The organism is Thiomicrospira pelophila DSM 1534 (genome assembly GCF_000711195.1).
GTDB classification, from domain to species: Bacteria; Pseudomonadota; Gammaproteobacteria; order Thiomicrospirales; family Thiomicrospiraceae; genus Thiomicrospira; species Thiomicrospira pelophila.
This window is the reverse complement of record NZ_JOMR01000001.1, coordinates 387,440-412,278: the sequence shown is the minus strand read 5'-3', so window position 1 is coordinate 412,278 and position 24,839 is coordinate 387,440. Positions and strand designations below refer to the sequence as shown.

Genomic DNA, 24,839 nt, shown 5'->3' with positions numbered 1-24,839 from the left:
CCCATTAGTTGTTTTGCGCCAAGTTCAGCGTCATAATAAAAGTAACTTATCAACGATTTAGGTCACGCCATTGAAACAGCCCTACACTCTCAGCCACCCTATTTGGGCCATCCTACCAGGCCTGGTGGTACCGCTTATTTTAGCCTTAGTGGTTCCGGTTTTATTTGGCATAGGGGTTTGGCCTAATATTCCATTGCACTCAACGATTGAGGGTGCAGGAGTTTTATTAAACCTGATTCTGGGTTTATATCTCATCCTATTAATTCATGCCGACAAGCTCTGCATTCGATTTTACTGGGCAGCATCAAGTTTTATTGCAATGGCCGTCATCGGTGCGTTTCACGGTAGCGTGGAGCCAGGCAATACCTTTGTCGGGCTTCACAGTATGGGCGTATTAATGGGTGGACTACTATTTTCATTCATCGCACTACCAAAGTCTTGGCTTAATCCTCGCTGGTTAAGGCAATTACCCTGGTTAAGCTTTTTTGGGGCGCTGGGCTTGAGTTTTATTATGCTGCTTACTAGCCATTTATTTCCCAACATGCTGCATGACGGAGGCGTATTCAGCACCCCAGCGATCGCCTTTAATACCATTGGTGCGACTGGTTTTTTTATCGCCAGTCTTAAATTGATGATGAGTGCAGAATCACAATCTTCTCATCAAACTTTAGCGGTGTTAACGTTAATGTTTGCGGTTTCAGCGGTCTTGTTTGACTACTCAACCCTATGGGATGCGACTTGGTGGCTCTGGCACTTTTTACGCCTCGCGGCCCTATCATTTTTATTAGCTTATTTCTTTATGTGGTTTTATCAGCAAACTCAGCATATCAGGCACCAAGCCGAAAAACTCGAAACCTTAGCATTTAGAGATGCGCTCACCCAGCTTCCTAACCGCGCCTTGTTTTACCAACAATTAGCGCAGGAGCTTAAACAGGCTCAACGTAACCAGCATAACTTAGCGCTGCTTTTTATTGACCTTGACCGTTTTAAACACGTTAACGATAATTTAGGTCATGACATTGGTGATAAGTTACTAATTGCGGTTACGCAGCGTTTGAGTCATGCCCTGCGTCAAGCCGATTTATTAGCGCGCATGGGAGGGGATGAATTTACCGTCATTTTAAATGGCGCTCAAACCCGCGAAACCGCAGGCAAAGTGGCGCAAAATATTATTGACTGTCTTTCCCCTGCATATGAAATTGAAGGTCACACCCTACAAATAGGAGCCAGCATTGGGATTGCGTTTTACCCAGATGATGCACAAGAACTCGGCACCTTAATGCGACTATCGGATACGGCCATGTATTTAGCCAAGTCAAGTGGACGTAATACCTATCGATTTTATGAGGCTAGTTTGATTAATTAACCTCTAAATTAATGCTGATTTTTTAACTAACCAGCGCGGTCTTGTCACAAAAACCGCGTAAAATAATGTTTTTATTTATTCAAACTTTGTTTAGACCCATGAAACCAAATCGCATTTATCCTTTCTTAAATCAATTCTTAAGTTGGCAAAACCGTTTTCAATCGACTGTCGGACATAGCGTAGCGTGGTTAACACTGTTGCTGGTGGTGTTAGCAAGTCTAGGCGTTGCTTTGCGTTATGGTTTCGATTTCAGCTCGACTAAATTAGATGAAAGCTTGCTGTATGTGCATGGCTTAATTTTTATGCTGGGACTGGCTTATACCTATCAACAAAATCAACATGTGCGTGTGGATGTATTTTACGAGCGCGCCTCTCAACAGCGAAAAAACTGGGTTAATCTTCTGGGCGCGGTATTTTTTGTACTGCCAATGATGGTCTTTATCATTTGGTCTGGCTGGGATTATGTCGCCGCCAGCTGGGCGATTCAAGAACGCTCGGCGGATGCGAGTGGACTGGCTTATATCTATCTGCTTAAAAGCGTGATTCTGATCAGTGCAGGCCTGGTTCTTTTGCAAACGCTGGCTTTTATTGTGCAATATAGCTTAGCGTTATTCGCCCTCGACCAACTAAATCCACAGGCGCAAGCCGAAGCATTTCAGGATAACTTGCAGGAGGGCATTTAAATATGGAGTGGCTTGCCCTGCTGTTATTTGCTCTGGTGTTATTGGCCTTAATGATCGGTTTTCCAGTCGCATTCACACTCGCTGGTGTGTCGTTATTATTTGCCTTGGGTGCCAGCTTGTTTGGTGTATTCGACATGGCGTTTCTAAACAGCGTGCCGAGTCGAATTTTTTCGATCATGAACAACAGTACACTGCTGGCCGTGCCTTTGTTTGTATTTATGGGGCTGATGCTGGAAAAGTCAAAAATTGCGGATCAACTACTTTTAACCCTAGCTGAAGTGTTTCAAGGTGTACGCGGTGGTTTAGGTATCGCGGTGGTTTTGGTGGGCGCTTTATTAGCCGCCAGCACCGGCTTGGTCGGCGCAACCGTGGTAATGATGGGGTTGTTAGCGCTACCCACGTTGCTCAAGCAAGGTTATTGCCCGCGCCTTGCTAGCGGCACTATTTGTGCCTCTGGTACACTTGGCCAAATTATTCCGCCATCAATTGTTTTAATTTTATTAGCGGATGTACTCTCAAACGCCTATCAACAAGCCCAGTTACAACAGGGCAATTTTGCTCCCGAAACAGTATCAGTGGGCGATTTGTTTGCCGGCGCGATCCTACCAGGCCTGGTACTCGTAGGGCTATATATTGTTTATATAATAGGCGTCGCTATTTTCCAACCGCTTCGCGTGCCGGCGTTTAAAAATGAACAAACCGGCTTGCAAGCCGGACTGTTAATACGGGTCGTCCAAAGCTTATTGCCACCGATTGGCTTAATTATTCTGGTACTAGGTTCAATCATTGGCGGCATCGCGACACCAACCGAAGCGGGCGCTCTGGGCGCTTTAGGGGCGTTATTACTTGCTTTGGCAAAACGTCAATTCAGCCTGACCACCTTAAAATCGGTCATGCTCAACAGTTTAAAAATCACCAGTATGATCTTCTTGATCTTTATCGGAGCGGCCTTCTTCTCGCTCGTGTTCCGAGGCTTGGGCGGCGATGATTTAGTACACGACTTATTAGGCGATCTGCCCGGTGGTTTATTCACGGCTATGCTGATTGTGATGTTGATGTTATTTGTGCTGGGTTTCTTTTTAGACTTTATCGAAATCACCTATGTAGTGGTGCCAATTGTCGCGCCGATTTTATTTATCCTAGGGGCCGATCCAATTTGGCTAGGCATTATGATCGCGATTAACCTCCAGACTGCGTTTTTAACGCCGCCGTTTGGCTTTGCATTGTTTTATTTGCGCGGCGTTGCCAGCCAAGCCAGCCTTAAAACAATCGATATGTATCGCGGTGTCTGGCCTTATATTTTGATCCAACTCGGTTTACTTGGCGTTTTGGCAATTTGGCCGGGCTTAATCACTTGGCTACCAAGTTTACTATCTTAAGTTCTCCTCCAAGGAAGGCCGATGTTTTGGATATTTTTACGCTTAGGTCTGACCTCATTTGGCGGGCCGATGGCACATATTGGTTTTTTCCGCCAAGAATTTGTTGAAAAACGTGCTTGGTTTAGCGACATTCAATTCGCGCAATGGATTGCGTTATGCCACGCATTGCCGGGGCCATCTAGCTCACAATTAGGCTTTCTAATTGGTTATCAACGCGGCGGTTGGTCGGGCGCGCTGGCGGCTTTTTTAGGCTTTACCTTGCCATCGGCCTTAATTATGAGCGCACTGGCGTACGGTTGGTTTAACTACCACCAGGCCTGGTCGTCGCTGGTTCCGGCTCTACTCATTGTCGCGGCTGCGGTAGTGATGCAAGCTACTTGGGGTATGGCCAAACAGTTCTGTCGCCGCGCCGAATGGATACTAACCGCGATTAGTAGCGCATTCGTATTGCTGGCTTTCCCAAGTGTTTGGACCCCCATTATCTTATTGTTCGGCTTAGCCTTACTCGGCCAATGGTTAAAAACGGACACCGAGGCATCGACACTCAGTTTGCAACGCACACCCAACCGTACACTGGCGTTAACTCTGCTAATTGCACCGCTGGGGCTATTAATCCTACTACCAGGCCTGGTGCTTTTAATGCCAGAACTAGCCTTGTTTGATAGTCTGTATCGGGCGGGTGCATTGGTATTTGGTGGCGGCCATGTAGTATTGCCTTATTTACAAATTGAATTGGTACAACCAGGCCTAGTGGCGGAGTCGGCTTTTTTAAGTGGCTATGCGTTTGCGCAAACCCTGCCCGGCCCCATGTTTAGTTTTTCGACTTATTTGGGTACGCTTACCCAAGGGTGGCTGGGAGCCATTGTCGCAACCTTTGCAATTTTTTTAGCTGGCTTAGCTTGGATTATTGGCGTATTACCCTTTTATCAACAGCTCATTACTCGCTCAAGCTTTCAAGCAGGCCTAACGGCGATTCAAGCCGGGGTGGTTGGATTTCTGGTCGCCGCCTTAATAAATCCAATCTTACTGCACGCGATTGTGAATTTGCCAAGCCTGGGATTACTGGGTCTGAACCTGTTATTACTCTGGCGATTTAAAGTGTCAGCTATTGTATTGATTTTATTAAACTTGATTATGGTAACGGTCGCCGAATGGCTCGCACCAGGCCTGGTGCTTAGTTAGAAACTGTGGCTTAGCCGCCGGCTTTGCTCAACCGCGCGACCAAAAGTTTAGCTAGTCTTCCTTGCTTTCTTTATCGACGATTTTTTTCAGATTCTCATGAATCTTAAACAACACAATCAATAACTCACACCAAATTCGCGCGAACACCCCACCAAACACTATGATTGCTAAACCCGTAAAAAAACTACCTAATGTCACCCCATAGTAACCGGACATCGCTCCTAAACCTGACACCAGTGCAATCGCAAGCAACAACCAATACACAAACGTAATGATTTTTGGGGTTAGCATCGAATCAAACATTAAAACCTGCTTCAACATAGTAATCTATCCTTTAATTATTTAATAAAATCCACCTAAATGAATTAGGCCCCATTGTTTGGCAAAAAGCAGATTAAGTACAACAAGATTATTTTATCTATGGATTTTCTTTAAGAAAGCTTAGACGAAGACTTGCCTTTAATCGTCAACACCCCCACACCAATCATCACCAACGTAAAGCCAATTAAGTGCGAAAGGGTAAAGGGTTCAGACAGAATCCATACCGCGAGCGCAATTGTGAATACCGGCCCCAAACTGCCGATAATGCCCGTTTGTGCTGGGCCCAGGCGGGCGATGGCTTCACTAATCATAAAGCTCGGAATGACCGTGCTTACAATCGCCAGCAGAAAAGTCCAGAGTAAAATCTGCGCATTCAGCTCAAATTCAGACCAATCCAAGCTCACGCCAAAAAATACAATCACCCAAGCACAGGCGGCTAACATTGCCCAGCTGGTAAACCACAGACTGCCAACTTGGGCGATAATCGCTCGGCTAAACAACACATAAAACGCAAAACTAAAAGCGGCTAATGCAACTAATAAGGTACCCTTAGCTACGTCATCACCGGCCATGCTGGCCTCTTGAGCGTAAATCACCCATATACCGATATAAGATAAGGTTAAAGCTAAAATGATTCTGCGGGTTAACGGCTGTTTAAAAAACAACGCGCCTAAAATGCCGACCATAATTGGATAGGTAAATAAAGTCAGACGTTCGAGCTGTGCCGAAATCAACTCCAATCCCATCAAATCTAGCCAAGAAGACACAAAATAGCCCATAAACCCAAGACCGATCAGCGCCCACCAAGTGCGTTTTGGAATTTGGGCGCCTTTTTGTGGATAACGTTGCCATAAAGCCCAGGCAATCACGGCATAAACTGGCATCGCCATGAGCATTCTTAGCAACATCACACCATCCGCATCCGAACCAGCTTGGTAGGCGAGTTTTATCAGGATCGACTTGATCGAAAATAGCAAAGTACCGACCACCGCCAAGCCAAACCCGACCCAAAAATAACTTCGTGTCACAATACCCAATCCTTTTACTCAAAAAACCATTATAGTAACAAGCCAACACAATGCATCACAGATACAAAACTTTCGTTTTATTTAGACGTGGTTTTTGTATAATGCAGGGTCAAAGTTGGTTTATTTTAGATGCTGCAACAAGGACATTATCCCTTATGAAATTTCGTTTCCCTGTCGTCATTATTGATGAAGATTTTCGCTCAGAAAATGCCTCGGGCACAGGCGTCCGTGCTCTGGCTGAAGCCATTGAAAAAGAAGGCATGGAAACCTTAGGCGTCACCAGCTTTAATGACACGGCGATGATTGCGCAACAGCAAAACCGTGCTTCCTGCTTTATTTTATCCATCGACGACGACGAGTTTGCCGACGAAGCCCATAAAGATGACGCGATTGAAAAACTGCGTTTATTCGTGGGTGAGATTCGCCATCGCAATGCCGATATCCCGATCTTCCTATATGGCGAAACTCGCACGTCTCGCCACATACCGAATGATGTATTGAAAGAGTTACACGGCTTTATCCACATGTTTGAAGACACACCCGAATTTGTGGCACGACATATTATCCGTGAAGCGCGCGTGTATCTTAAAGGTTTAGCCCCGCCCTTCTTCCGCGCACTGACTGGTTATGCAGCTGATGGCTCTTATTCTTGGCATTGCCCTGGACATTCGGGCGGGGTGGCCTTCTTGAAAAGTCCAGTAGGCCAGATGTTCCACCAGTTTTTTGGTGAAAACATGCTGCGTGCTGACGTGTGTAACGCGGTAGACGAACTCGGCCAACTATTGGATCATACCGGTGCGGTTGCGGACTCAGAGCAAAACGCGGCACGCATCTTTGGCGCCGACCACTTGTTTTTTGTAACAAACGGTACATCGACCTCAAACAAAATCGTTTGGCATGCTAATGTGGCCGATGATGACATTGTTGTCGTGGATCGTAACTGTCATAAATCGGTTTTACACTCGATCATTATGACGGGGGCCGTACCGGTTTTCTTAATGCCAACCCGTAACCATTACGGCATTATTGGACCGATTCCTGAATCGGAGTTTCACCCTGAGACGATTAAAAAGAAAATTCAAGCCAACCCATTGGTGAAAGACCCAAGCGCAAAACCCCAAATGCTGACCTTAACCCAAAGTACCTATGATGGTATTTTGTATAACGTCGATACCATCAAGAAAACACTTGGGGAATATGTTGAAAACCTGCATTTTGATGAAGCTTGGTTGCCACATGCGACTTTCCACGAATTTTATGAAGGCATGCATGCGATTGGTCGTGACACCAACCGATCAGAAGGCCCGATGGTTTATGCTTGCCAATCAACCCATAAATTGTTGGCGGGTTTAAGCCAAGCCAGTCAGATTTTGGTGCAAGAATCACCTAAACGTATGTTGGATCGTGGCCGCTTTAACGAAGCTTATTTAATGCACGTCTCGACCAGTCCGCAATATTCCATCATTGCCAGTTGTGATGTGGCCGCGGCTATGATGGAACCACCAGGCGGTACCGCCTTAGTTGAAGAATCCATTGCCGAAGCCTTGGACTTCCGTCGTGCCATGCGCAAGGTTGATGAGGAATTTGGCGACTCTTGGTGGTTTAAAGTTTGGGGCCCCGATGAGCTTGCTGAAGAAGGCATGGGCGAACGTGACGCTTGGATTTTACGTGCTAACGAACCTTGGCACGGCTTTGGAAATCTCGCTAACAACTTCAACATGCTCGACCCGATTAAAGCGACCATTATTACCCCTGGTTTGGCCGTTAATGGTGACTTCTCCGAAACCGGCATTCCGGCGGCGATTGTGACGCGTTATTTGTCCGAGCACGGGGTTATTATCGAAAAAACCGGCTTATATTCCTTCTTTATCATGTTCACCATCGGCATTACTAAAGGCCGCTGGAACACCATGGTAACCGCTTTGCAGCAGTTCAAAGACGATTATGATCGCAACGTGCCATTATGGCGTGTACTGCCAACTTTTATCGCCAAGTACCCTCGTTATGAACGCATTGGCTTAAAAGACTTGTCGGATGCGATCCATAACATGTACAAAGAAAACGATGTGGCACGCTTAACCACTGAAATGTACACATCGCATATGGAGCCCGCTATGAAACCGGCGGATGCTTATGCAAAAATGGTACATAACAAAATTGAGCGCGTTGAAATTGATGATTTAGAAGGCCGCATTACCGCGATTTTATTAACACCTTATCCACCAGGGATTCCACTACTGATTCCGGGCGAGCGCGTTAATAACAAGATCATGGACTATTTAAAATTTGCGCGTAACTTTAACGAGAAGTTCCCAGGATTCGAAACCGATATCCACGGGCTTGTTAAAGAAGAAGTCGATGGAAAAATGGTCTACTCGATGGACTGTGTGAAAATTTAATCGCTTACAATTTAGCCTAAAAAAGCCCGCTCCCTTGCGGGCTTTTTGCTACTAAGTTCGTGGTTTTTTCATAATCTAGGCCGCGTGTTTCTTTATACTGAGACACGTCAATAAGTCTCTAGCCCAGATTAACCATTTTAAATTAGCCGAAACGGCACATGGAACCCCTACAATGATTGTCAGTTTTAAAATCAAACTCATCGCCCTACTGCTTATTTTTGGGCTTTTTTTGATCGCAGGCACGGTGATTACCAACCATGCGATGCTCAAAAACAGTTTGATTGAATACGTTGATAAACGTGACCAGCAACACCTTGATCGCATTAAAAAAAATATTCAATTTGTCATTGAGGAAAAGTTTGAAGAAGACTTAAGTATCATTGATGAAATCACTTGGCGCAAAATTGTCGACATTTCTGGCCGAGTAGACTTTACCGAAACCTTCGTGCCAGTCGATTTATTTTTAAACTATCCTTATTCGGATTTTAAACAACGCCACCCTGACCTGGCCGAAAAACGACTCAGCTTGGTGGATGAAAACAAGCAATGTCTTTACGGTTTTCCGACTGAAGAAAGTCGTATGTTTATACCCATCGAAATTAATCAACGTGTAGTGGGTTATATTGGCTACAGTCATCGTGCTAAATTAACCGAAGCGCTTGATATCCAGCTTGCTGAGCGCCAACGATCTCTGCTGACCTATGGCGTCTTTTTCTTAGTTTTATTATCCGGCCTATTGTTAATGCCCTTTGGCCACTATTTCTTGCAACCGATTTTATCGGTGACCCAAGGGATGCGAGCTTTAACAGCGGGCAGGTTTGAAACACGTTTAAAAGTGAATCGACGTGATGAGCTTGGACAACTGCAACAGGATTTTAACCACCTTGCTACCAGCCTAGAAAAAAACCAACAAAGTCGTAACCAATGGATTGCGGATATATCACATGAATTACGCACACCTTTAACCATTATCCGGGGCGATATTGAAGCCTTGAAAGATGGCGTGCGCCCATTAAATGCAGATAGCTTAGACAACTTATATAGCGAAGCGATCCATTTAAACCGTTTAGTGGAGGATCTCTACCAAATTACACTGAATGACGTGGGCGGACTACGTTATCAAATGCAACCGCTTGAGTTTGGTTTACTAGTTAAACAATCAATTGAACCATTTATTGGCTTGGCTCGTGAAAAAGGTATTAAGCTTGAGACTTACTTACCGGTTTCTGACATTAAATTCCGCGGAGATGCCGACCGCTTACAGCAAATGCTGACTAATTTAATCAGTAACAGCTTAGCTTACACAGATGCACCAGGCCTGGTAAAACTCAGCCTTAAAGCCAATAAAAAGCACTTACGTTTAGAAGTTGAAGACTCGGCACCAGGCGTACCTGATGATGCGTTGCCACACTTGTTTGATCGTTTCTTCCGAGGTGAGGCCTCGCGTAATCGCCGATATGGTGGCGCCGGCATTGGATTAGCTTTGGTCGAACAAATTGTACAAGCACACCAAGGTACAATAGACTGTAAACACAGCCCTTTGGGCGGCCTAATTATTTCGATTCAATTACCCTTGGAGGCGTTTCCAAAATGAATATCCTGATTGTTGAAGACGAACAACGTATTGCTGACTTACTGATGGATTATGCCAAGGCCGCTGGCTACCAGGTCTCGCATTTAAATACTGGCATCAACGCCGTTGAAACCATTCGAAACACACAACCGGATCTTGTATTGCTTGATATTATGCTGCCAGGTGTAGACGGCTTGGATATTTGTAAAGAAGTGCGCAAAACCTCACAAGTGCCGATTATTATGGTCAGTGCGCGAGTAGAAGAACTGGATCGAATTTTAGGCTTAGAAGTTGGTGCTGACGATTATATTTGTAAACCTTTTAGTCCGCGTGAAGTGATGGCTCGCATTAAAGCGGTATTACGCCGCCACTATGAAGCCCAAACGCCAACCGATTGGATTTTGGATGAGTCGCGTTCGCAAGTGCTGTTCCAGCAAAAAAACGTGGCCTTGACCTCGGTCGAGTTTGCTTTATTTCACGTTTTGTTTGAGCATCCGGGGCAAATTTTTTCACGCACGCAACTGATGAACCGTATATATCAAGATGGACGCGTGGTATCTGATCGAACAGTAGACAGTCACATCAAAAAACTACGCCAAAAACTTCACCAGGCCTGGCCAGATACTGAAGTGATCCACTCCGTATATGGCATTGGCTATAAGTTTGAAATACTTGATGAGCAGGAGCCAGCCGAATCGGTTTAAGTCGGGTTGTGCGCCAATTGTTTAACCATGTGTTGCGCCACATAACGTGCTTGTGCCAATACGGCGGTCAATAAATAGCCTCCCGTTGGTGCTTCCCAATCCAACATTTCGCCAATCGCGTAACAACCAGGCCTGGTTGTTAGTTCACTAAACGCACTTAAACTCTCAAACTTCAAACCACCCGCACTGCTGATCGCCTCACTAAGCGGGCGGGGCGAGGTGATATTTAACTCATAATGTTTCAGCGTATTTGCGACCTGATCCAGGTCTTGCGCCGCGTTCGCATCCAGCTTTTCACGCAGTAAACTAATCCGCATGGCATCCAAGCCGGCTCGCTTTAACAAGTTCGACCACGACAATTTAGCGCGTGATTTGTTTAGTCGCTGCTTGAGTTTTTCTAATGACACATCCGGCATTAAATCTAAATAAGCATCAACCTCACTATCCACCATTAAACTATCTCTCATGGGTGCCGACAAGGCGTAAATCAAACTTCCCTCAATGCCATCTTGCGTTATTAAACACTCACCTTTTTGATGCCAAGTACATTGTTGGTAATCGGTTACGTTCAACGCCACTGACTTTAAGGGCTGACCGGCAAATTTATCTTTAAAAATCGTCGACCAAGCTAACTCAAAGCCACAGTTGGCGGGTAGCAATTTGGTAATATGCTCTGGCTCGAAATAGGCTGCCCATTGCCCATCCGAACCTAAATGGGGCCAACTCCCGCCACCCAAGGCCAGTACAAGTTGATCTGCTGGATAGGTTTTTTGCCCATCAGGGGACTGAAACAAAAGCGACCCATCGTCTGACCAACCCTGCCATTTGTGGCGCATTACAAACTCTACGCCTTGCTCTCGTAGGCGATGCAGCCACTTACGTAACAAAGGCGCGGCTTTCATATCTTGTGGGTAAACCCGACCTGAGCTGCCAACAAACGTATCAATGCCAAAGCTTTGCACCCAGTTACAAATATCATCTGGGCCAAAACTTTTTATCCAAGGCTCAATTTGAGTCCGGCGAGCACCATAGGCCGCCATAAACTCATTGATTGGCTTGGAATGCGTAATATTCAACCCGCCCCGACCGGCTTGTAAAAACTTACGCCCGGCCGAAGGCATCGCATCAAAAACCGTGACCACCAGGCCTGGTTGTTGCGACAAAACTTCGGCGGTCATCAAGCCGCCTGGGCCCGCACCGATAATGGCGATTTGTTTCATGCAGAAATTTTCCAAAGACTTAATAGATTTCGTTCTTATTGTCCAAAACCAAATCTGAATTCAAGGGCATTATAACGAAAAAGCCCCAGACACTTGCTGGGGCTTTTTGAATCAACCTAAAATTAGATTAGGCTCGTTTTATTTTAACGTGTCAACTCTTCATAAATATGACGCGAATTCGCTCGCCAGGTTTGGTCAAATACCGGACGGTCTTTGTAAGCTGACTGATCAATTTTTTCTGCTTCTGCCAAGCCGCCACCCGCATCAATCACTTTTTTAACTTCGGTTTGTAGCCAAACTAAATAATCATAAGTATCACGTTTAACGGTTTCCATGTCAGTTGGACCACCATGACCCGGCACAATAATCGTACCTTCTGGCGTAAAGTCCATAAAGGTTTCAAACGACTTCACCCACTTAAAGGTGTCAGTGTAGTTAAATAACGCCAACATACGCGTGTTATAAGCCAGGTCACCAGGGAAGATTACATTACGCGATGGTACATAAAGTGCGGTTGAACCTGGTGTATGGCCTGGGCCAAAGTAATGTAATGATACGGTTTCGCCACCACCTACATCCACTTCCATCTTATCGTCAAAAAGTGTGAACTCTTCCGAAATATTGTGTGCACCTTGAGTATATTGGAAACCTACCGCATCAGACCAACGCTGTTTGATAATATCCCAACTGGCGCTGAAGTCAGCATGTGCTTGTCGGTTAGAGTAGAAGTTACGCACCCCCATGTCATACCAATAACTTGCCCCCAAGTGCGCATGACCCTGGTGGTTTTCGACCGCTACCCATTTAACTGGTTTATCGGTGTGTTGTTTAATTTGCTCATGTAAAGCTTTAGCTAACGCCGGGTTCGCCCCACCATTAAATACAAAAACGCCATCTTCAAAAATCATAAAGCTTAAGTTGTTATTTAAGCCAAAGTTAGATGGGTTGTGCCAGATTAAACTACCCACGACGGTATGCACACCCTCCGTGACTTTAACCGCTTCTGGAATGTAAGCTTTAGGACCAATATAACCTGCCGCTTTTTCAGCACGTTTTAATTGATCACGATAGTGACTCAATGAGTTCGCTAACGGGTCTTGAGAAGCATTCGCCCAACGGCTACCTAATAGTGCCGCAGCACCAAATATGAAATGACGTCTATTCATGGTATCTTCCTTTTTTATTATTTAACGTTAAGTTTTAATCGGATTTTCAATCGCTCGCCAAGCCGACTCAGTCAGCTCATCCAGATAAGCCATTAAAGGCTTCTCCAACAAACCGTCCAGATGAAGCTGCACCATTCTTAATACACTGCCAAAAGCCAGTGACGCTGCAACCATCTCATCCATTCTTCGCACTTCTTGCGATTCAATGCCTTGTTGAATAATATCCCTTAAGATCATAAAGGGTTTGGAGGAGCATATGTGGGAAGAATTAGGCAAGTAATCCTTATGACGTGCATAGAGTATAAAGCTCATCACATCAGGATAATCGAGACTAAATTGCATAATCCAAAACACTAAAGCTCGGTAGCGTGCCTTCGTGCCTGTGGTAGACTCTACAATCGCCATTTCTTGCTGATAAAGCTCCTCAACCAAACACTCCATTAAGCTATTCGCCAGGCCTTGCTTGTCACCAAAGTGCTTATAAATGGTGCCGGTACTCACACCCGAGTGTTTAACTAAGTCCGGAATACTGGTGTTGAAATAGCCTTTTTCCACAAATAGGCTCAACGCACTGGTAAGTACTTTCGTTTTAAGCGGTGAGGCCGCATCAACATGGAAAAAGTTTTGCATAATCTGGACTGACCAAACAACTAGAATGAACTTTCATTCTAGTTGTTAGAACTCAACATTAACAGTCTTATTTAATGCAAAAATTATGAAAGCTCGCTGAGACTTACTTCTTAGAAAAAAGTGACTTAGTCAAATAAGTTAAAATAGAGTTTGTATAAAATATACTAATGGCATATAATCGCCTGGCTTTACCTCATGCTCTCTCATTAGTGACGACTTATTTTCACGGCCTTTGTTTCGACACAAACCGTTTGATTTCGCTAGACCTGAGAGCCGTACGGAGCTCGGGATCATTTTTTTGGCGCTTTCGCCATCTTCGTGACTTATTACCTGTTTTTACAACACTGGCAACACGCCCTTTGAACAGGATCTTATCGCCCATCATCTCCGTGGAATTGAGTGTTAGCGTATTTAATTAACGCACTTTAAGGAATCCACCATGAGCGACACATCTAGCACAGACATCACTTTTGAGAGTTTTAATCTTGATCCAATGGTTTTAAAAGGCCTAAAAGACATAGGTTATGAAACTCCATCTCCAATTCAGGCGCAAGCTATTCCTTCAATTTTGGAAGGACGCGACATTCTAGGTATGGCGCAAACCGGCACTGGTAAAACCGCGGCCTTTGCTTTGCCTTTATTGTCACGTGTTGACGTCAAAAACACCAACCCACAAATTTTAGTTTTAGCACCGACTCGCGAACTCGCGATTCAGGTGGCGGAAGCCTTCCAAGGTTTTGCGCATCATATTAAAGGCTTTCACGTATTGCCTATTTATGGCGGTCAAGAATATGGCGGCCAAATCCGGGCATTAAAACGCGGTGCCCAAGTTGTGGTCGGCACACCGGGTCGTGTTATGGATCATATGCGTAAAGGCACATTAAAACTGGATCAACTTCAAGCTTTAGTTTTAGACGAAGCCGACGAAATGTTGCGCATGGGCTTTATTGATGACGTCGAATGGGTACTAGAACAAACCCCACAAGATCGTCAGATTGCGTTGTTTTCAGCCACTATGCCTAAAGAAGTGCACAAAATCGCGTCTAAGCATTTGAACAACCCGGTTGAAGTGATTATTAAGCAAAAAGCCAACACCGCTTCATTAATCACCCAATCTTACTGGTTAGTCAGTGGCTTGCATAAGTTAGATGCGTTAACTCGCATTCTTGAAGCGACCACTTTCGATGGCATGATTATTTTCGTACGAACCAAAACGGCGACGGTTGAATTGGCTGAAAAACTCGAAGCGCGTGGTTATTCCGCCGCCGCCTTAAACGGTGACATTGCGCAGAACCAACGTGAACGCATTGTTAATCAGTTGAAAAAAGGCAAAATCGACATCTTAATCGCGACGGACGTTGTTGCGCGTGGTTTGGATGTGGAGCGCATTACGCATGTTATCAACTATGACATTCCATATGACACGGAAAGCTATGTTCACCGTATCGGTCGTACCGGTCGTGCAGGTCGTGAAGGTAATGCGATTTTGTTTGTGGCACCACGTGAACGTCGTTTGCTACAGCAAATTGAACGCGCCACTAACAAAAAAATTGACATGCTGGAATTACCAAGCACGCAAACTATTAATGATCAGCGTATAGAAAAATTCAAAGCTCGTATTACCGATGCTTTAGAGCAGGAAGGCTTAGAGTTCTATCAAAAAATGATCGAAGATATGCAGCAAGCTTCGAATGTACCAGCCTTAGAAATTGCCGCCGCTTTGGCTAAATTGGTACAGGGTGATACACCTTTCTTCCTAGAAGACAAACCGATGCGCCAAAACTTCCGTGATGATGATCGTGGTTCTCGTGACTTTGGTCGTGACCGTCCATCTCGTGGTCGTAACGACCGAGGTTCGGATCGTCCAGAACGTGCGCCACGTCGCCCACGCGCTGATGGCCCGCCTGAGTCTGGCATGAAACGTTATCGCTTAAATGTCGGCTTTGCGAATGGTGTGAAGCCGGGGAACATTATCGGCGCCATTGCGAACGAAGGTGGTATTGAAGGTTCATCAATTCGTCAATTAAACATTCAAGACACGTTCAGTTTGGTTGACTTGCCAAGCAATTTGTCAAAAGAGCAGCTAGCGACCTTGAAGAAAACTTGGATTTGCGGTCAGCCAAGTGGCTTATCAGAAGTTAATGAAAGTGCGGGCGCCGCACCAGCTGGCGGACCGCGTCCGAAACTTAGCCGTAAACCAAGTACTGGCGCAGCTCGCAAGCCGCGTCGTTCTTAATCGTCTAGATTAGAAGTTGGCTTAAACAAAAGCCCAACCACCAGGCCTGGTGGTTGGGCTTTTTTTATGGTCCGAATCAATTGAATAAGCTTATTGCCCGCTTAAAAACTCAACAATGGTTTTACCTTGCATCATTCGACTATAAGCGGTGGTATCTTGAATGGCCGCCTGCTCGCTTTCCGGTGACACACCTCGAGCCTTTAAATTGGCGGTCGAAACCGTGCGGTTTTGTGCATCGGTGACCGTAATCTGAGTATCACGATTCACCATCTTTAAGCTCGCAATGCGTGCATCGGTGGTTCTTACCGATAAAGGTGTGGCTTGCGTCATAACTTGTAAGCGTACATTTGCTCCACTATTCGAGACCTTGTAGTTTTCTGCGGTCAATTGTTGCTCTATCAACTGACCTAGGGCTTGTGAGTTTTGATCCGCTTGAATTGAAAACACCGCCGTTTGTTGTTGCTGACTCATATGCGCATACAAAGCTTGATTTAAGCCAATCACCGCATCGGGCTTATAGGATGGCTGCAATACCTGCATCACACTGAAAGTCGACATAAGTTCCGCCGACTGTTGCATGATCGCCGATTTATTTTTTAATTGCTCAAACAAGCTGGTTTGTTTAAAAAGCTCAAAGTCTTGTTTAAGCTGAGATTGCGCTTGATTCAATTTATTTTGGTAATTCTGGATCAGTGCTTGGCGATTTACACTCACGACCACTTCAACTTGACCGGCATTACGCTGCTGGTCTAACAAACGGACTCCGACAAAATCAATCGCTTTGGTTTGGGTTAAGACTTGGTTTCGATAGTCTTGTTCAACCTTCTCATCCCCATCACGCATGGTCACCGCTAAGTTGGTTTCGGTTTGAGATTGAACTGAAACCGAAATACGTGTCGCAATGCGCGCTAACGCATCTTTTTGTGCCGCTTGTTCAGACTCGCCAAAACCTTGCGAGTAAAAATGCGCTTGATTGTCCGCTGGCACCATCAATTCCGGCTTGGCCTGTGAGCTTTGATTTGATGAACTCGAAGGTTGGCTTGGATTTGACACACATCCGCCCAACACGAATAACATAACCAAACTTATTAAACTATTTTTAAACATAAGACTGTCTTCTCAATTAATTTTATTAACTCAACCCATATAAGGCTGACTTATTAGGAAAGCACCAGGCCTGGTTATTTTGCGGCCTGCATTTTTTTCTGACTGGCATCGGCTTCAATCACCACATCCACGACTTTGGCATATTTACCCGCTAATGAATATTGCTTCACTATGTAATAACTGCCCATGCCGATAGAAGGCAACAAATAAATCACATTTTCAGTTAAGCGCTCGATCCGAGCCCCCATTAAGTCGCGTTTTTTTACCGGTACCAATGCGGTTGAAGCCGCTAAGCTCATCAATTCTTTATCGAAGTTTTGAAAACTGTTACGCCCGATTAAAGACGCCACCGACAAGGTATAAAGTACGCCCGCTTGCATAGCGCTGGATTTTATATCATCCAATACCTGTTTAATGTTGTGCGCCAACATCACGTTGTCTTTCGATAAGTTAATGTCACTTTTAACCGCATCGAGTGCCGAATCCAATAGCTGAAAATGAATCTCTTGCTTTTGATCAGCTTGCTGCTCGGCCTGTTTAATTTGTACATCCAGTACCGAAATTTGCTCATTAATCTGCTCAATCTCCGCTGAGCTTAAAGGACTTAAGGGTCCTGAATAATTAGGTTTAATCGTGGCTTTATTATCTTCAAGACGTTTTTCGAGATACGCCTTATCTTTTTTTAAGTAGGCAGTTTCATCAAATGCGGTTTGCATTTCGTCATGCGAAACACTTAAATCTTTTTGATAATTAACCGGCATCAAGGACGTGATAGCGGCAAACAAGTTTGGATACATATTCGCCTGCGCTGCTTCTATTTGAATGGGCGTTTTATCTTCGGCATCCACAAACTCCAGAAACTGATCAAGCTTGGGTGAATACTTAAGCACGTTTGGCCAGTTCTCGGCATCAGGGCCATAGAGTACCAATATTTTTTGATAGACTTCATAGGTCAGCGGTGAAATGCCCGGTGCCATATAACCGCCCAACACTTGCAGTTGATAAGGGTCGGAGTAATGGCGAGTGGCATACCAAGGGTCGTTTTCTAATGCTTTTCGAATCGCCTTATAGTCGGCATCCGTAATCTCATCCGTAACTAATTTGGGCCAGTTGGCATCGGCTGAAATCGGCATATTATTGAGCATGTGATGGTTGACTCTTAGCACACCCGTTCCAACCGCAACCCGATTCGCGCTGGCCTCAACTGACGGAACTTCAAGTAACGCCGTCGCACTTTCTCCCATCGTCGCGCAACCGGCATTCAACAAGGCCCCTATCACTAAGCCCGTTAAGACTAAATAACGTTTAATCATAAGCATCCTTATTATTTATTTTAGAGATTAACGACCAAAAAATTGCTCATTAAGCTCTTGGTTCAGTTGCTGATTACGCGTTTTTTGGTCTTGTGTTAATACCAATAAACGATAAAAATTATCAAAGCGTGCTTTGGCTGAGGCGATGGTTTCATTCTTGTTGCCGCCTAACCGAAAGGCTTCTTCGTAAGCTTGCTTGGCTTTAGCCGTGACCTGTAAGTTTTCCGAACGGCTGCCGTGCGCTTCATACAATACAGCTAAGTTGTAATAAAAATTCACATCACGCTTACCTTGATACTTCAACATATCGTCAATTGCGGACTGGAAACTACCCTTTTCAGCAAAGCCGATTACATGCGACAAATCCGACGGTAGACTAAGAAATTCTCTAAGCTGATTGGTTCGAGTCGGCGAAATATCGGTCACAAACTTTTCTACAACCGTTTCAGATAGTTTGGCTAACATGGCTTGCTTGCTTGGCAAGCGATTAGGATCACTCGAGAAACGGAATTCATTGCCATCGTAAACCTTGGACAAGACCGCATTGGCACCTTTAGACAAGGTAAAGGTGACGCTCAACTTGGCTTTACGTTCGCCCCCTTGTTCACTATATTGAAAATCCATGACTTCCATATCTAATACCACGCTGGCCATATCATAGATTGGGTGTATCGTGATAAAACTGGTTTCAGTAATCTGAACTTGTAGTTGGTTCACTAAATTTCTGCCTAGCATATCAACTTCATCACTCGCTGGTGGCTGAGTTGAAAAAGCCAAATCAGGGTTTATCGCAAAACTTAAATACACGCCTTCGGTGGTTTCGCCACCACTTTTAAGCGCTTCAATTTTGCTAAACTCAACGGGCGCGGTATAGGAAGGCACTACAATTTTCGTGTTTTGAGCACACCCGCTCACCAATAAGCTCAAACCCAATCCCATTAGAGCTGAAAGCCTAATTTTTCTTTGTAACATATCGTTTCCTTTTATTTCTTATAAGCTTGGTTAAAGGCTAAGCCTTTTGATAATCGGCCTGCGCAGCCAATACTTTGCGCAAATAGTTTTTGGTTTCGTCATAAGGTAAGTTGGCCATTAACTGATCGTGAACCTGCGAGGGCGTCATCGTATTGACTCGTGCATATAAGGGGCTTAATTTAGTGCTGCCGGTGATGGCACGGGCTACATTACCTGGCCCAGTGTTATAAGCCGCAATCACACAATATAAGCGAGCCGTCGGATCACGTACTTCTTTGAAATAGCGATACTCCAATATATGTAAATAAGCGCTACCCATTTGTAAGTTGTTGCTGGGGTTATAAAGGTAATTAGGCGAAACCAAACGCGACTCGCCATAAATCAACTGGGTCGCATCCATGCCCGCTGAACGGGGCACAATCTGCATCAAACCATATGCCGGCACATAGGATTTAGCCAAGGGATTAAAGGCACTCTCGGTGCGCGTAATCGCCATAATTAAAGCGGGGGAAATTTTCCAGCGGTTAGCTTGGTTATTTACTTCCTGCCAATAAGCCTGCTCTCGTTTTGTTAAGGATTCAATACTTAACGGAATAACATAACGCACGATCGGTTGCTGGTTTTGTCTCACTAATTGAGGCTTCGGTAAAGTTTCGGGCAAACGCGATACTTTGGTTTGAATAGCGTTGAATGGGGAGTCTTGTTGACGGAACTTTGCGGCTTGTTGACTAGTAAATTGATTCAGGACTTGATCGACCGGATCTCGCTCAACTAAGTCACTAAAACGACTGCGATTGATCTGCTTAATCATCGCTTCAATTTCAGCTCTATGCTCAGCGCTGGGTGGCAAGACACTCTCAATTCGCACCCCACCGGTTTCATAATCAATCACCAGTTTATGCGACAAGTTAGCGTCATAAGTTACCCAGCGCTTTGGGCTCGACACCTCAACCTGAGACCAGCGTTGGCTAATAGAAGCTTTATATTGATTGAACGCACGATCATTTAATTGCTTATAGGCTTTAAAAGCCGCTTCCAAGTCGGATTTATAATCGCTGAACGCTTGATTTTGACTTTGACGGTAGCGATCAAATTCATCCGTTTGCGCTTGGGAAACACCCAAGATGCTACTGAAAGAGAGACCCAGTCCGGTTTTTAAAAACTCACGTCTTATCATGCTTAACCATTTTTTTGAACCCATATTCTGTTTTATTCAGACAGCGGTATGACCCATAAATATAAGCGCTGCGTCATGGAATCAAACCATTCGGCTTTTATTTTCGCTTTGACAAGCGCAGACTCATTGGCTGAGGTAATTTCAGCATAATCCACCTGCTCTACTCGATTCGTTACTTGGTCGTTATGAACCTGTGTTGATTTGGTCAACTGAGTATTCAGCGATATTTTGCTGCCAAACTGCGCTTTAGAAAGCTCAACTAACACCTGATTAAACACCCAGTCTCGTGTCGCATCACGCCCTTTGATGTGCAAAGACCCAGAACGCACCACACCTTGTTCCGGCATAAAACCAGGCTGAGTCCAAGCCGGACGGCTGGGTTCGGTGAACGTTTGATTTGGTGCAGCCGCACAACCGATTAATAATAAAAAACTCAACCCATATAAAACGATCGCGGCATGTCGAGTCTTACTCTTTAGTAACACGGTCCAACTCTTTGAACGATTTATCTGACTCGGCTTTTTGAGCATCCGCTTTGGCACGTTCAAGTTGCATCCGCTCTGCTTCCGACATCGCCATATTGGCACACCCGCTTAACACTAAAGCACTCAGGGTTAAGATTAAAAATTGAAACTTCATGTCATTCTCACTTATATTTAAGTTGTTAAGAGGCTGTAAAACAAAAAAAGCCTCGATAAAACGAGGCCTTTTTTCTACCCTAATTACATAGGTTGTTTTGCAATTTCAGCGGACATTTCATCAAATGATTTTTGGGACTGGAACTGCTGCCACAAAGCTTGATCGTTTTTCATGCTTGTATTCACAGACTGTTGAATAATTTTTTGAGCATTTTCTTTATCAATACCCATCAACACAAAATAACGCCCATCCGGTGCTTGCAATGAACGGTAGATTTTTGAACCATATAACTCCTGGTTGGCAAGCGTACGCACAGTTGAGCTGGCCGCCGCATCGACCGTTTCGGCATCACCTACACCTGTTGTACCTAAATAGCTTTTCACCATTTTCTGCGCACTTACTTGTACCTGTTCGGCTAAACGACCACGTGCATCTGCTGAGGCCTGGTCACGCATAAACGAAATACCAGCTTTAGAAGGTTCTGTAACCCCCACCGCCGAAATTTCAACGCCGGGTACAGGCGCATCACAAATCCAAGCCGGCGCTGGCGTAGTCGTACCAGGGAACGAACAATCTGGAACAACTGTTTGAACCGGTTCAGGTTTCACTTCTTTACCACCACAGGCGGCCAATAAACCCACCATTGATAAAACTGGGATTAATTTAATTAACTTCATTGTCTTTCTCTCCTTAAAAATTTTATTACCGCCTTAATTACGATGGCTTCAATTTCTAGATTATCTTAATCTAACCATTAATAAAACGTAAGCACTAGTTTGTAAACTTGCCAATTAATTACGCCAAAACCCCTCACCCTTTGAACGCCCACTTAAAATAACAAACCACCAGGCCTGGTGATTGATATTAAAAGCCAAAATATTTCAATTTTGTACGGCTTTAATTAGGCAAAACAACTTCGTTTTTAAGTGGTTCAGCACGTTTAAATGCTAATAAATTATCGATCGTGGTTTCCGCGATATGTTCTAACGCTTCTTTTGTAAAGTAAGCTTGGTGACCCGTTACCAATACATTTGGAAAAGTCATCAAGCGCTCGAAATTATCATCCAAGATAATGTCATTTGAGTGATCTTCAAAAAACAACGGGCCCTCTTCTTCATACACATCCAGTCCGACATAGCCGACTTTTCGCGACTTTAAGGCGTAAATCAAAGCCTGGGTATCAATCAGCGCACCGCGTCCCGTATTAATCAGCATCACGCCACCGCGCATCTTTTCGATACTAGCTTGGTTAATCATACGATGGGTATCGTTGTTCAACGGACAATGCAATGAGATCACATGCGATTCTTCATAAAGCTGATCCAGCGGAACCTGCTCAAACCCTTGTTCTTTACAGGTTTTACATAAATAAGGGTCATACACCAATACATGACAACCAAAGGCTTTCATACGTTCAGCGACCAGTAGGCCAATTTTACCAGCACCAATAATACCGACGGTTTTGCCATAAAAATCGAAGCCTAATAAACCATTTAACGAGAAGTTACCTTCACGCACTCGATTATAGGATTTATAGAGTTTTCGGCTTAATGCCAACATTAAGCCAATCGTATGCTCGGCCACCGCATAAGGCGAATAGGCGGGGACACGTACAATTTTTACACCCAGGTTTTCAGCGGCTTTTAAATCGACATTATTGAAACCGGCACAACGCAACGCAATGATTTTGCAGCCACCATCGGCAAGAATTTCTATGGTGGCTTCATTTAACTCATCGTTAACAAATGCGCTCACAGCGTCAAAACCCTGCGCATAATGCGCGGTCGCAACATTCAGCGGGACTTCAAAGTACTGCATCGCTATTTCGGTCACTTCGTAATGACGTAGCGATTCTTTATCATAAGGCTTGCTACTAAATACGGCGACTTTCATATAAAAATCCAATCTTTTAAGGGGTTATAAGGCGCGCAAATCTAAAAATGATTTTAACGAGTGCTTTGTCCAGGGTGCGACCTGATCACGGAACGCTTTTTGTGACGCCCATACTCTTTTCGCCAACGGGTCACGGTTGGCGGCCTCTTCAACTACTTCAGCGGACGCCTGCTTTAAAGCTATCAAGACCTCTTGCGGAAATTGGCGTAATTGAACTTGGTGTTCCTCAACCAAGCTGGTTAAGGCTTGTTGATTTCGTGCGGTGAATTCTGACAACATATTCAAATTGGCAACTTTCATCGCATTGCGTACGATACTTTGTAAGTCTTTAGGCAGTTCATTAAACGCTTGTTCGTTAATCATACACTCCATTACAGAACCGGGCTCTTGCCAACCCGGTGAATAATAATAGTTCGCCACACGATGAAACCCAAAAGCTAAATCGTTGTATGGCCCGACAAATTCAACCGCATCAATCAAACCGCTTTGCATAGCCTGGAACAGTTCATTGCCGGGTAAATTAACGGGCACGGCGCCCACTTTCGTATAGACTTCTGCACCTAAGCCCGGCATCCGAATTTTGAGTCCCTTTAAATCGTCGAGGCTGTTAATCTCCCGATTAAACCAACCACCCATTTGAGTGCCTGTATTACCGGCGGGGTTGGGTATCAAGCCAAAAGGTTTATAGGCCTCCTCCCAAAGTTCTAAGCCACCGCCGTTATAGAGCCAGCTGTTCATTTCCTCGGCGGTTAAACCCATTGGCACCCCGGTGAAAAAATCAGCACTGGGCAACTTACCCTTCCAATAATAAGCGGCCGCATGCCCGAGTTCGGCGCGACCTTGTGATACCGCGTCAAACACTTCAAATGGCCCGACCATTTCACCCGCACCATACACGCTAATTTGAATACGCCCGCCAGACATTTCATTAATCAGCTGCGCAAGCTGATTCGCCCCCGTTCCTAACCCTGGGAAGTTTTTTGGCCAAGCGGTCACCATTTTCCATTTAAATACACGATCATCTTTATTCGCAACTGAATCAGATTCGGACTGGCAACCCACCAGGCCTGGTAAAGTCGTGGCGACTAGAGCCGTTAAACCACCTAATAATTGACGTCTTCGCATGCCGTTTTCTCCTTAATTTAAATAAGGTCCATTATAGACAGATGCGACTGTAAAATAAAAAAACCGCTAACGGTATCTAAAGCGTCAAACTAACTTCGACCACACCTGGATCGTCTTGCATCACCTGGGCTTTAAAACCATGATGTTTGGCCAGCTCAAGCATACTGTGATTTTCGGCTAGGACTTCACCCATCACCACTTTTAAACCACGGGCTTTCGCCATCTGGATTGGTGTTATAGCGCGTGACCCCTAGCTCAATGGTTTCGCTCTTGATGCGCGCTATGCTAGTGGGGCGGTTCTTGAAGCCGTGGACGCCGTGTTATCGGGCGAAGTAAAACGCGCATTTTTAATGTACGTCCACCCGGCCACCATGCCGAGGTGGATCAACCCATGGGTTTTTGCCTGCTTAATCACGTCGCGGTTGGTGCGTCCTATGCATTAGCACATTATGGTTTAGAACGCATTGCGATTCTGGATATTGATGTCCATCACGGCAACGGTACTGAAAGCTATGTGCGCCAAGAACCGCGTGTGATGTTTATTTCCAATTTTGAATCGGGCATTTACCCGTTTACCGAAAATCAATCTGACCTTGCCAATCAACTGTGCGAAGGGCGTATCATCTCAACCCTAGAGGGCGGCTACGACCTGACCGCACTTGGATTAAGTGTTGTTGCGCACGTAAAAACCCTAGCGAACCTGTAACTAACGATCTTAGCTGAATT

At 44.9% G+C, this 24,839-nt stretch carries 24 protein-coding genes; 9 read left to right on the top strand and 15 right to left on the bottom strand.

What is annotated here, in order from left to right:
- Window positions 1-70: 70 nt before the first annotated feature.
- The 4 genes from N746_RS0101960 (at window position 71) to chrA (ending at window position 4,610) form a co-directional block, all read left to right on the top strand.
- Window positions 71-1,366 (top strand): GGDEF domain-containing protein, encoded by a 1,296-nt coding sequence (locus N746_RS0101960; protein ID WP_081835962.1) that lies wholly within the window; start codon window positions 71-73, stop codon window positions 1,364-1,366.
- 98 nt (window positions 1,367-1,464) lie between these two features.
- Window positions 1,465-2,049: a TRAP transporter small permease subunit gene (locus tag N746_RS0101955; protein ID WP_051678633.1), complete on the top strand. Its 585-nt coding sequence runs from the start codon at window positions 1,465-1,467 to the stop codon at window positions 2,047-2,049.
- 2 nt (window positions 2,050-2,051) lie between these two features.
- Complete coding sequence (locus tag N746_RS0101950) at window positions 2,052-3,428, top strand: TRAP transporter large permease (protein WP_029933684.1); 1,377 nt, start codon at window positions 2,052-2,054, stop codon at window positions 3,426-3,428.
- A 21-nt stretch (window positions 3,429-3,449) separates the two neighbouring features.
- On the top strand, window positions 3,450-4,610 hold the full coding sequence (gene chrA, locus N746_RS0101945; RefSeq protein ID WP_051678454.1) for a chromate efflux transporter: 1,161 nt from the start codon (window positions 3,450-3,452) through the stop codon (window positions 4,608-4,610).
- Between the two features lie 51 nt (window positions 4,611-4,661).
- Here the strand turns inward: chrA and N746_RS0101940 are convergent, their stop codons facing one another.
- Window positions 4,662-4,931 carry a DUF4282 domain-containing protein gene (locus N746_RS0101940; RefSeq protein WP_211245118.1) on the bottom strand — a complete coding sequence of 90 codons (270 nt, stop codon included), beginning with the start codon at window positions 4,929-4,931 and terminating at the stop codon, window positions 4,662-4,664.
- Window positions 4,932-5,041: 110 nt separating this feature from the next.
- Window positions 5,042-5,959, bottom strand: a complete 918-nt coding sequence (locus N746_RS0101935) for a DMT family transporter (protein WP_029933681.1) — start codon at window positions 5,957-5,959, stop codon at window positions 5,042-5,044.
- Window positions 5,960-6,114: 155 nt separating this feature from the next.
- On the opposite strand from N746_RS0101935, the gene N746_RS0101930 reads away from it, so the two are divergent.
- The 3 genes from N746_RS0101930 (at window position 6,115) to N746_RS0101920 (ending at window position 10,635) form a co-directional block, all read left to right on the top strand.
- On the top strand, window positions 6,115-8,358 hold the full coding sequence (locus N746_RS0101930) for an Orn/Lys/Arg family decarboxylase (RefSeq protein WP_029933680.1): 2,244 nt from the start codon (window positions 6,115-6,117) through the stop codon (window positions 8,356-8,358).
- A 172-nt stretch (window positions 8,359-8,530) separates the two neighbouring features.
- Entirely contained in the window at window positions 8,531-9,952 is a 1,422-nt protein-coding gene (locus N746_RS0101925; protein WP_051678453.1) for an ATP-binding protein, read from the top strand.
- Complete coding sequence (locus N746_RS0101920; protein WP_029933678.1) at window positions 9,949-10,635, top strand: response regulator; 687 nt, start codon at window positions 9,949-9,951, stop codon at window positions 10,633-10,635. Before N746_RS0101925 ends, N746_RS0101920 begins: the two co-directional genes overlap by 4 nt.
- Here N746_RS0101920 and N746_RS0101915 read toward each other — a convergent pair.
- The 3 genes from N746_RS0101915 to N746_RS0101905 form a co-directional block, all read right to left on the bottom strand.
- Complete coding sequence (locus N746_RS0101915; protein WP_281169743.1) at window positions 10,632-11,879, bottom strand: TIGR03862 family flavoprotein; 1,248 nt, start codon at window positions 11,877-11,879, stop codon at window positions 10,632-10,634. The genes N746_RS0101920 and N746_RS0101915 overlap by 4 nt on opposite strands.
- A gap of 119 nt (window positions 11,880-11,998) precedes the next feature.
- A complete protein-coding gene (locus tag N746_RS0101910; protein WP_029933676.1) occupies window positions 11,999-13,021 on the bottom strand; it encodes an MBL fold metallo-hydrolase in 1,023 nt (340 codons plus the stop codon).
- A gap of 27 nt (window positions 13,022-13,048) precedes the next feature.
- Window positions 13,049-13,651, bottom strand: a complete 603-nt coding sequence (locus N746_RS0101905) for a TetR/AcrR family transcriptional regulator (protein WP_029933675.1) — start codon at window positions 13,649-13,651, stop codon at window positions 13,049-13,051.
- Window positions 13,652-14,090: 439 nt separating this feature from the next.
- On the opposite strand from N746_RS0101905, the gene N746_RS0101900 reads away from it, so the two are divergent.
- On the top strand, window positions 14,091-15,887 hold the full coding sequence (locus N746_RS0101900) for a DEAD/DEAH box helicase (protein WP_029933674.1): 1,797 nt from the start codon (window positions 14,091-14,093) through the stop codon (window positions 15,885-15,887).
- 90 nt (window positions 15,888-15,977) lie between these two features.
- Here the strand turns inward: N746_RS0101900 and N746_RS0101895 are convergent, their stop codons facing one another.
- The 10 genes from N746_RS0101895 to N746_RS10805 form a co-directional block, all read right to left on the bottom strand.
- Window positions 15,978-16,940, bottom strand: coding sequence for an LPP20 family lipoprotein (locus tag N746_RS0101895; protein ID WP_162173024.1), 963 nt, complete (start codon window positions 16,938-16,940; stop codon window positions 15,978-15,980).
- 128 nt (window positions 16,941-17,068) lie between these two features.
- A complete protein-coding gene (locus N746_RS0101890; RefSeq protein ID WP_029933672.1) occupies window positions 17,069-18,307 on the bottom strand; it encodes a hypothetical protein in 1,239 nt (412 codons plus the stop codon).
- Window positions 18,308-18,334: 27 nt separating this feature from the next.
- A complete protein-coding gene (locus tag N746_RS0101885) occupies window positions 18,335-19,279 on the bottom strand; it encodes a hypothetical protein (RefSeq protein ID WP_156018235.1) in 945 nt (314 codons plus the stop codon).
- 37 nt (window positions 19,280-19,316) lie between these two features.
- Window positions 19,317-20,456 carry a transglycosylase SLT domain-containing protein gene (locus tag N746_RS10555; RefSeq protein WP_162173023.1) on the bottom strand — a complete coding sequence of 380 codons (1,140 nt, stop codon included), beginning with the start codon at window positions 20,454-20,456 and terminating at the stop codon, window positions 19,317-19,319.
- A gap of 32 nt (window positions 20,457-20,488) precedes the next feature.
- On the bottom strand, window positions 20,489-20,941 hold the full coding sequence (locus N746_RS0101875) for a hypothetical protein (protein ID WP_029933669.1): 453 nt from the start codon (window positions 20,939-20,941) through the stop codon (window positions 20,489-20,491).
- Window positions 20,925-21,095 carry a hypothetical protein gene (locus tag N746_RS10810; RefSeq protein ID WP_156018233.1) on the bottom strand — a complete coding sequence of 57 codons (171 nt, stop codon included), beginning with the start codon at window positions 21,093-21,095 and terminating at the stop codon, window positions 20,925-20,927. The genes N746_RS0101875 and N746_RS10810 overlap by 17 nt, the downstream gene beginning before the upstream one ends.
- Window positions 21,096-21,178: 83 nt before the next feature.
- Window positions 21,179-21,772, bottom strand: coding sequence for an LPP20 family lipoprotein (locus N746_RS0101865; RefSeq protein ID WP_029933668.1), 594 nt, complete (start codon window positions 21,770-21,772; stop codon window positions 21,179-21,181).
- Between the two features lie 220 nt (window positions 21,773-21,992).
- Window positions 21,993-22,988 carry a 2-hydroxyacid dehydrogenase gene (locus N746_RS0101860; RefSeq protein ID WP_029933667.1) on the bottom strand — a complete coding sequence of 332 codons (996 nt, stop codon included), beginning with the start codon at window positions 22,986-22,988 and terminating at the stop codon, window positions 21,993-21,995.
- A gap of 24 nt (window positions 22,989-23,012) precedes the next feature.
- Window positions 23,013-24,113, bottom strand: coding sequence for a TRAP transporter substrate-binding protein (locus N746_RS0101855; RefSeq protein WP_038125834.1), 1,101 nt, complete (start codon window positions 24,111-24,113; stop codon window positions 23,013-23,015).
- Window positions 24,114-24,189: 76 nt separating this feature from the next.
- Entirely contained in the window at window positions 24,190-24,336 is a 147-nt protein-coding gene (locus N746_RS10805) for a hypothetical protein (RefSeq protein ID WP_156018231.1), read from the bottom strand.
- A 99-nt stretch (window positions 24,337-24,435) separates the two neighbouring features.
- Between N746_RS10805 and N746_RS0101845 the strand changes: the two genes are divergently transcribed.
- Window positions 24,436-24,819 (top strand): arginase family protein, encoded by a 384-nt coding sequence (locus N746_RS0101845; RefSeq protein WP_081835961.1) that lies wholly within the window; start codon window positions 24,436-24,438, stop codon window positions 24,817-24,819.
- Window positions 24,820-24,839 lie beyond the last annotated feature (20 nt).

Coding starts and splice junctions, on each gene's coding strand:
- N746_RS0101955 (WP_051678633.1), top strand. CDS start 1,465: ATGAAACCAAATCGCATTTATCCTTTCTTAAATCAATTCTTAAGTTGG.
- N746_RS0101950 (WP_029933684.1), top strand. CDS start 2,052: ATGGAGTGGCTTGCCCTGCTGTTATTTGCTCTGGTGTTATTGGCCTTA.
- chrA (WP_051678454.1), top strand. CDS start 3,450: ATGTTTTGGATATTTTTACGCTTAGGTCTGACCTCATTTGGCGGGCCG.
- N746_RS0101940 (WP_211245118.1), bottom strand. CDS start 4,931: ATGTTGAAGCAGGTTTTAATGTTTGATTCGATGCTAACCCCAAAAATC.
- N746_RS0101930 (WP_029933680.1), top strand. CDS start 6,115: ATGAAATTTCGTTTCCCTGTCGTCATTATTGATGAAGATTTTCGCTCA.
- N746_RS0101925 (WP_051678453.1), top strand. CDS start 8,531: ATGATTGTCAGTTTTAAAATCAAACTCATCGCCCTACTGCTTATTTTT.
- N746_RS0101920 (WP_029933678.1), top strand. CDS start 9,949: ATGAATATCCTGATTGTTGAAGACGAACAACGTATTGCTGACTTACTG.
- N746_RS0101910 (WP_029933676.1), bottom strand. CDS start 13,021: ATGAATAGACGTCATTTCATATTTGGTGCTGCGGCACTATTAGGTAGC.
- N746_RS0101905 (WP_029933675.1), bottom strand. CDS start 13,651: ATGCAAAACTTTTTCCATGTTGATGCGGCCTCACCGCTTAAAACGAAA.
- N746_RS0101900 (WP_029933674.1), top strand. CDS start 14,091: ATGAGCGACACATCTAGCACAGACATCACTTTTGAGAGTTTTAATCTT.
- N746_RS0101890 (WP_029933672.1), bottom strand. CDS start 18,307: ATGATTAAACGTTATTTAGTCTTAACGGGCTTAGTGATAGGGGCCTTG.
- N746_RS0101885 (WP_156018235.1), bottom strand. CDS start 19,279: ATGTTACAAAGAAAAATTAGGCTTTCAGCTCTAATGGGATTGGGTTTG.
- N746_RS10555 (WP_162173023.1), bottom strand. CDS start 20,456: ATGATAAGACGTGAGTTTTTAAAAACCGGACTGGGTCTCTCTTTCAGT.
- N746_RS10810 (WP_156018233.1), bottom strand. CDS start 21,095: ATGAAGTTTCAATTTTTAATCTTAACCCTGAGTGCTTTAGTGTTAAGC.
- N746_RS0101865 (WP_029933668.1), bottom strand. CDS start 21,772: ATGAAGTTAATTAAATTAATCCCAGTTTTATCAATGGTGGGTTTATTG.
- N746_RS0101860 (WP_029933667.1), bottom strand. CDS start 22,988: ATGAAAGTCGCCGTATTTAGTAGCAAGCCTTATGATAAAGAATCGCTA.
- N746_RS0101855 (WP_038125834.1), bottom strand. CDS start 24,113: ATGCGAAGACGTCAATTATTAGGTGGTTTAACGGCTCTAGTCGCCACG.
- N746_RS10805 (WP_156018231.1), bottom strand. CDS start 24,336: ATGGCGAAAGCCCGTGGTTTAAAAGTGGTGATGGGTGAAGTCCTAGCC.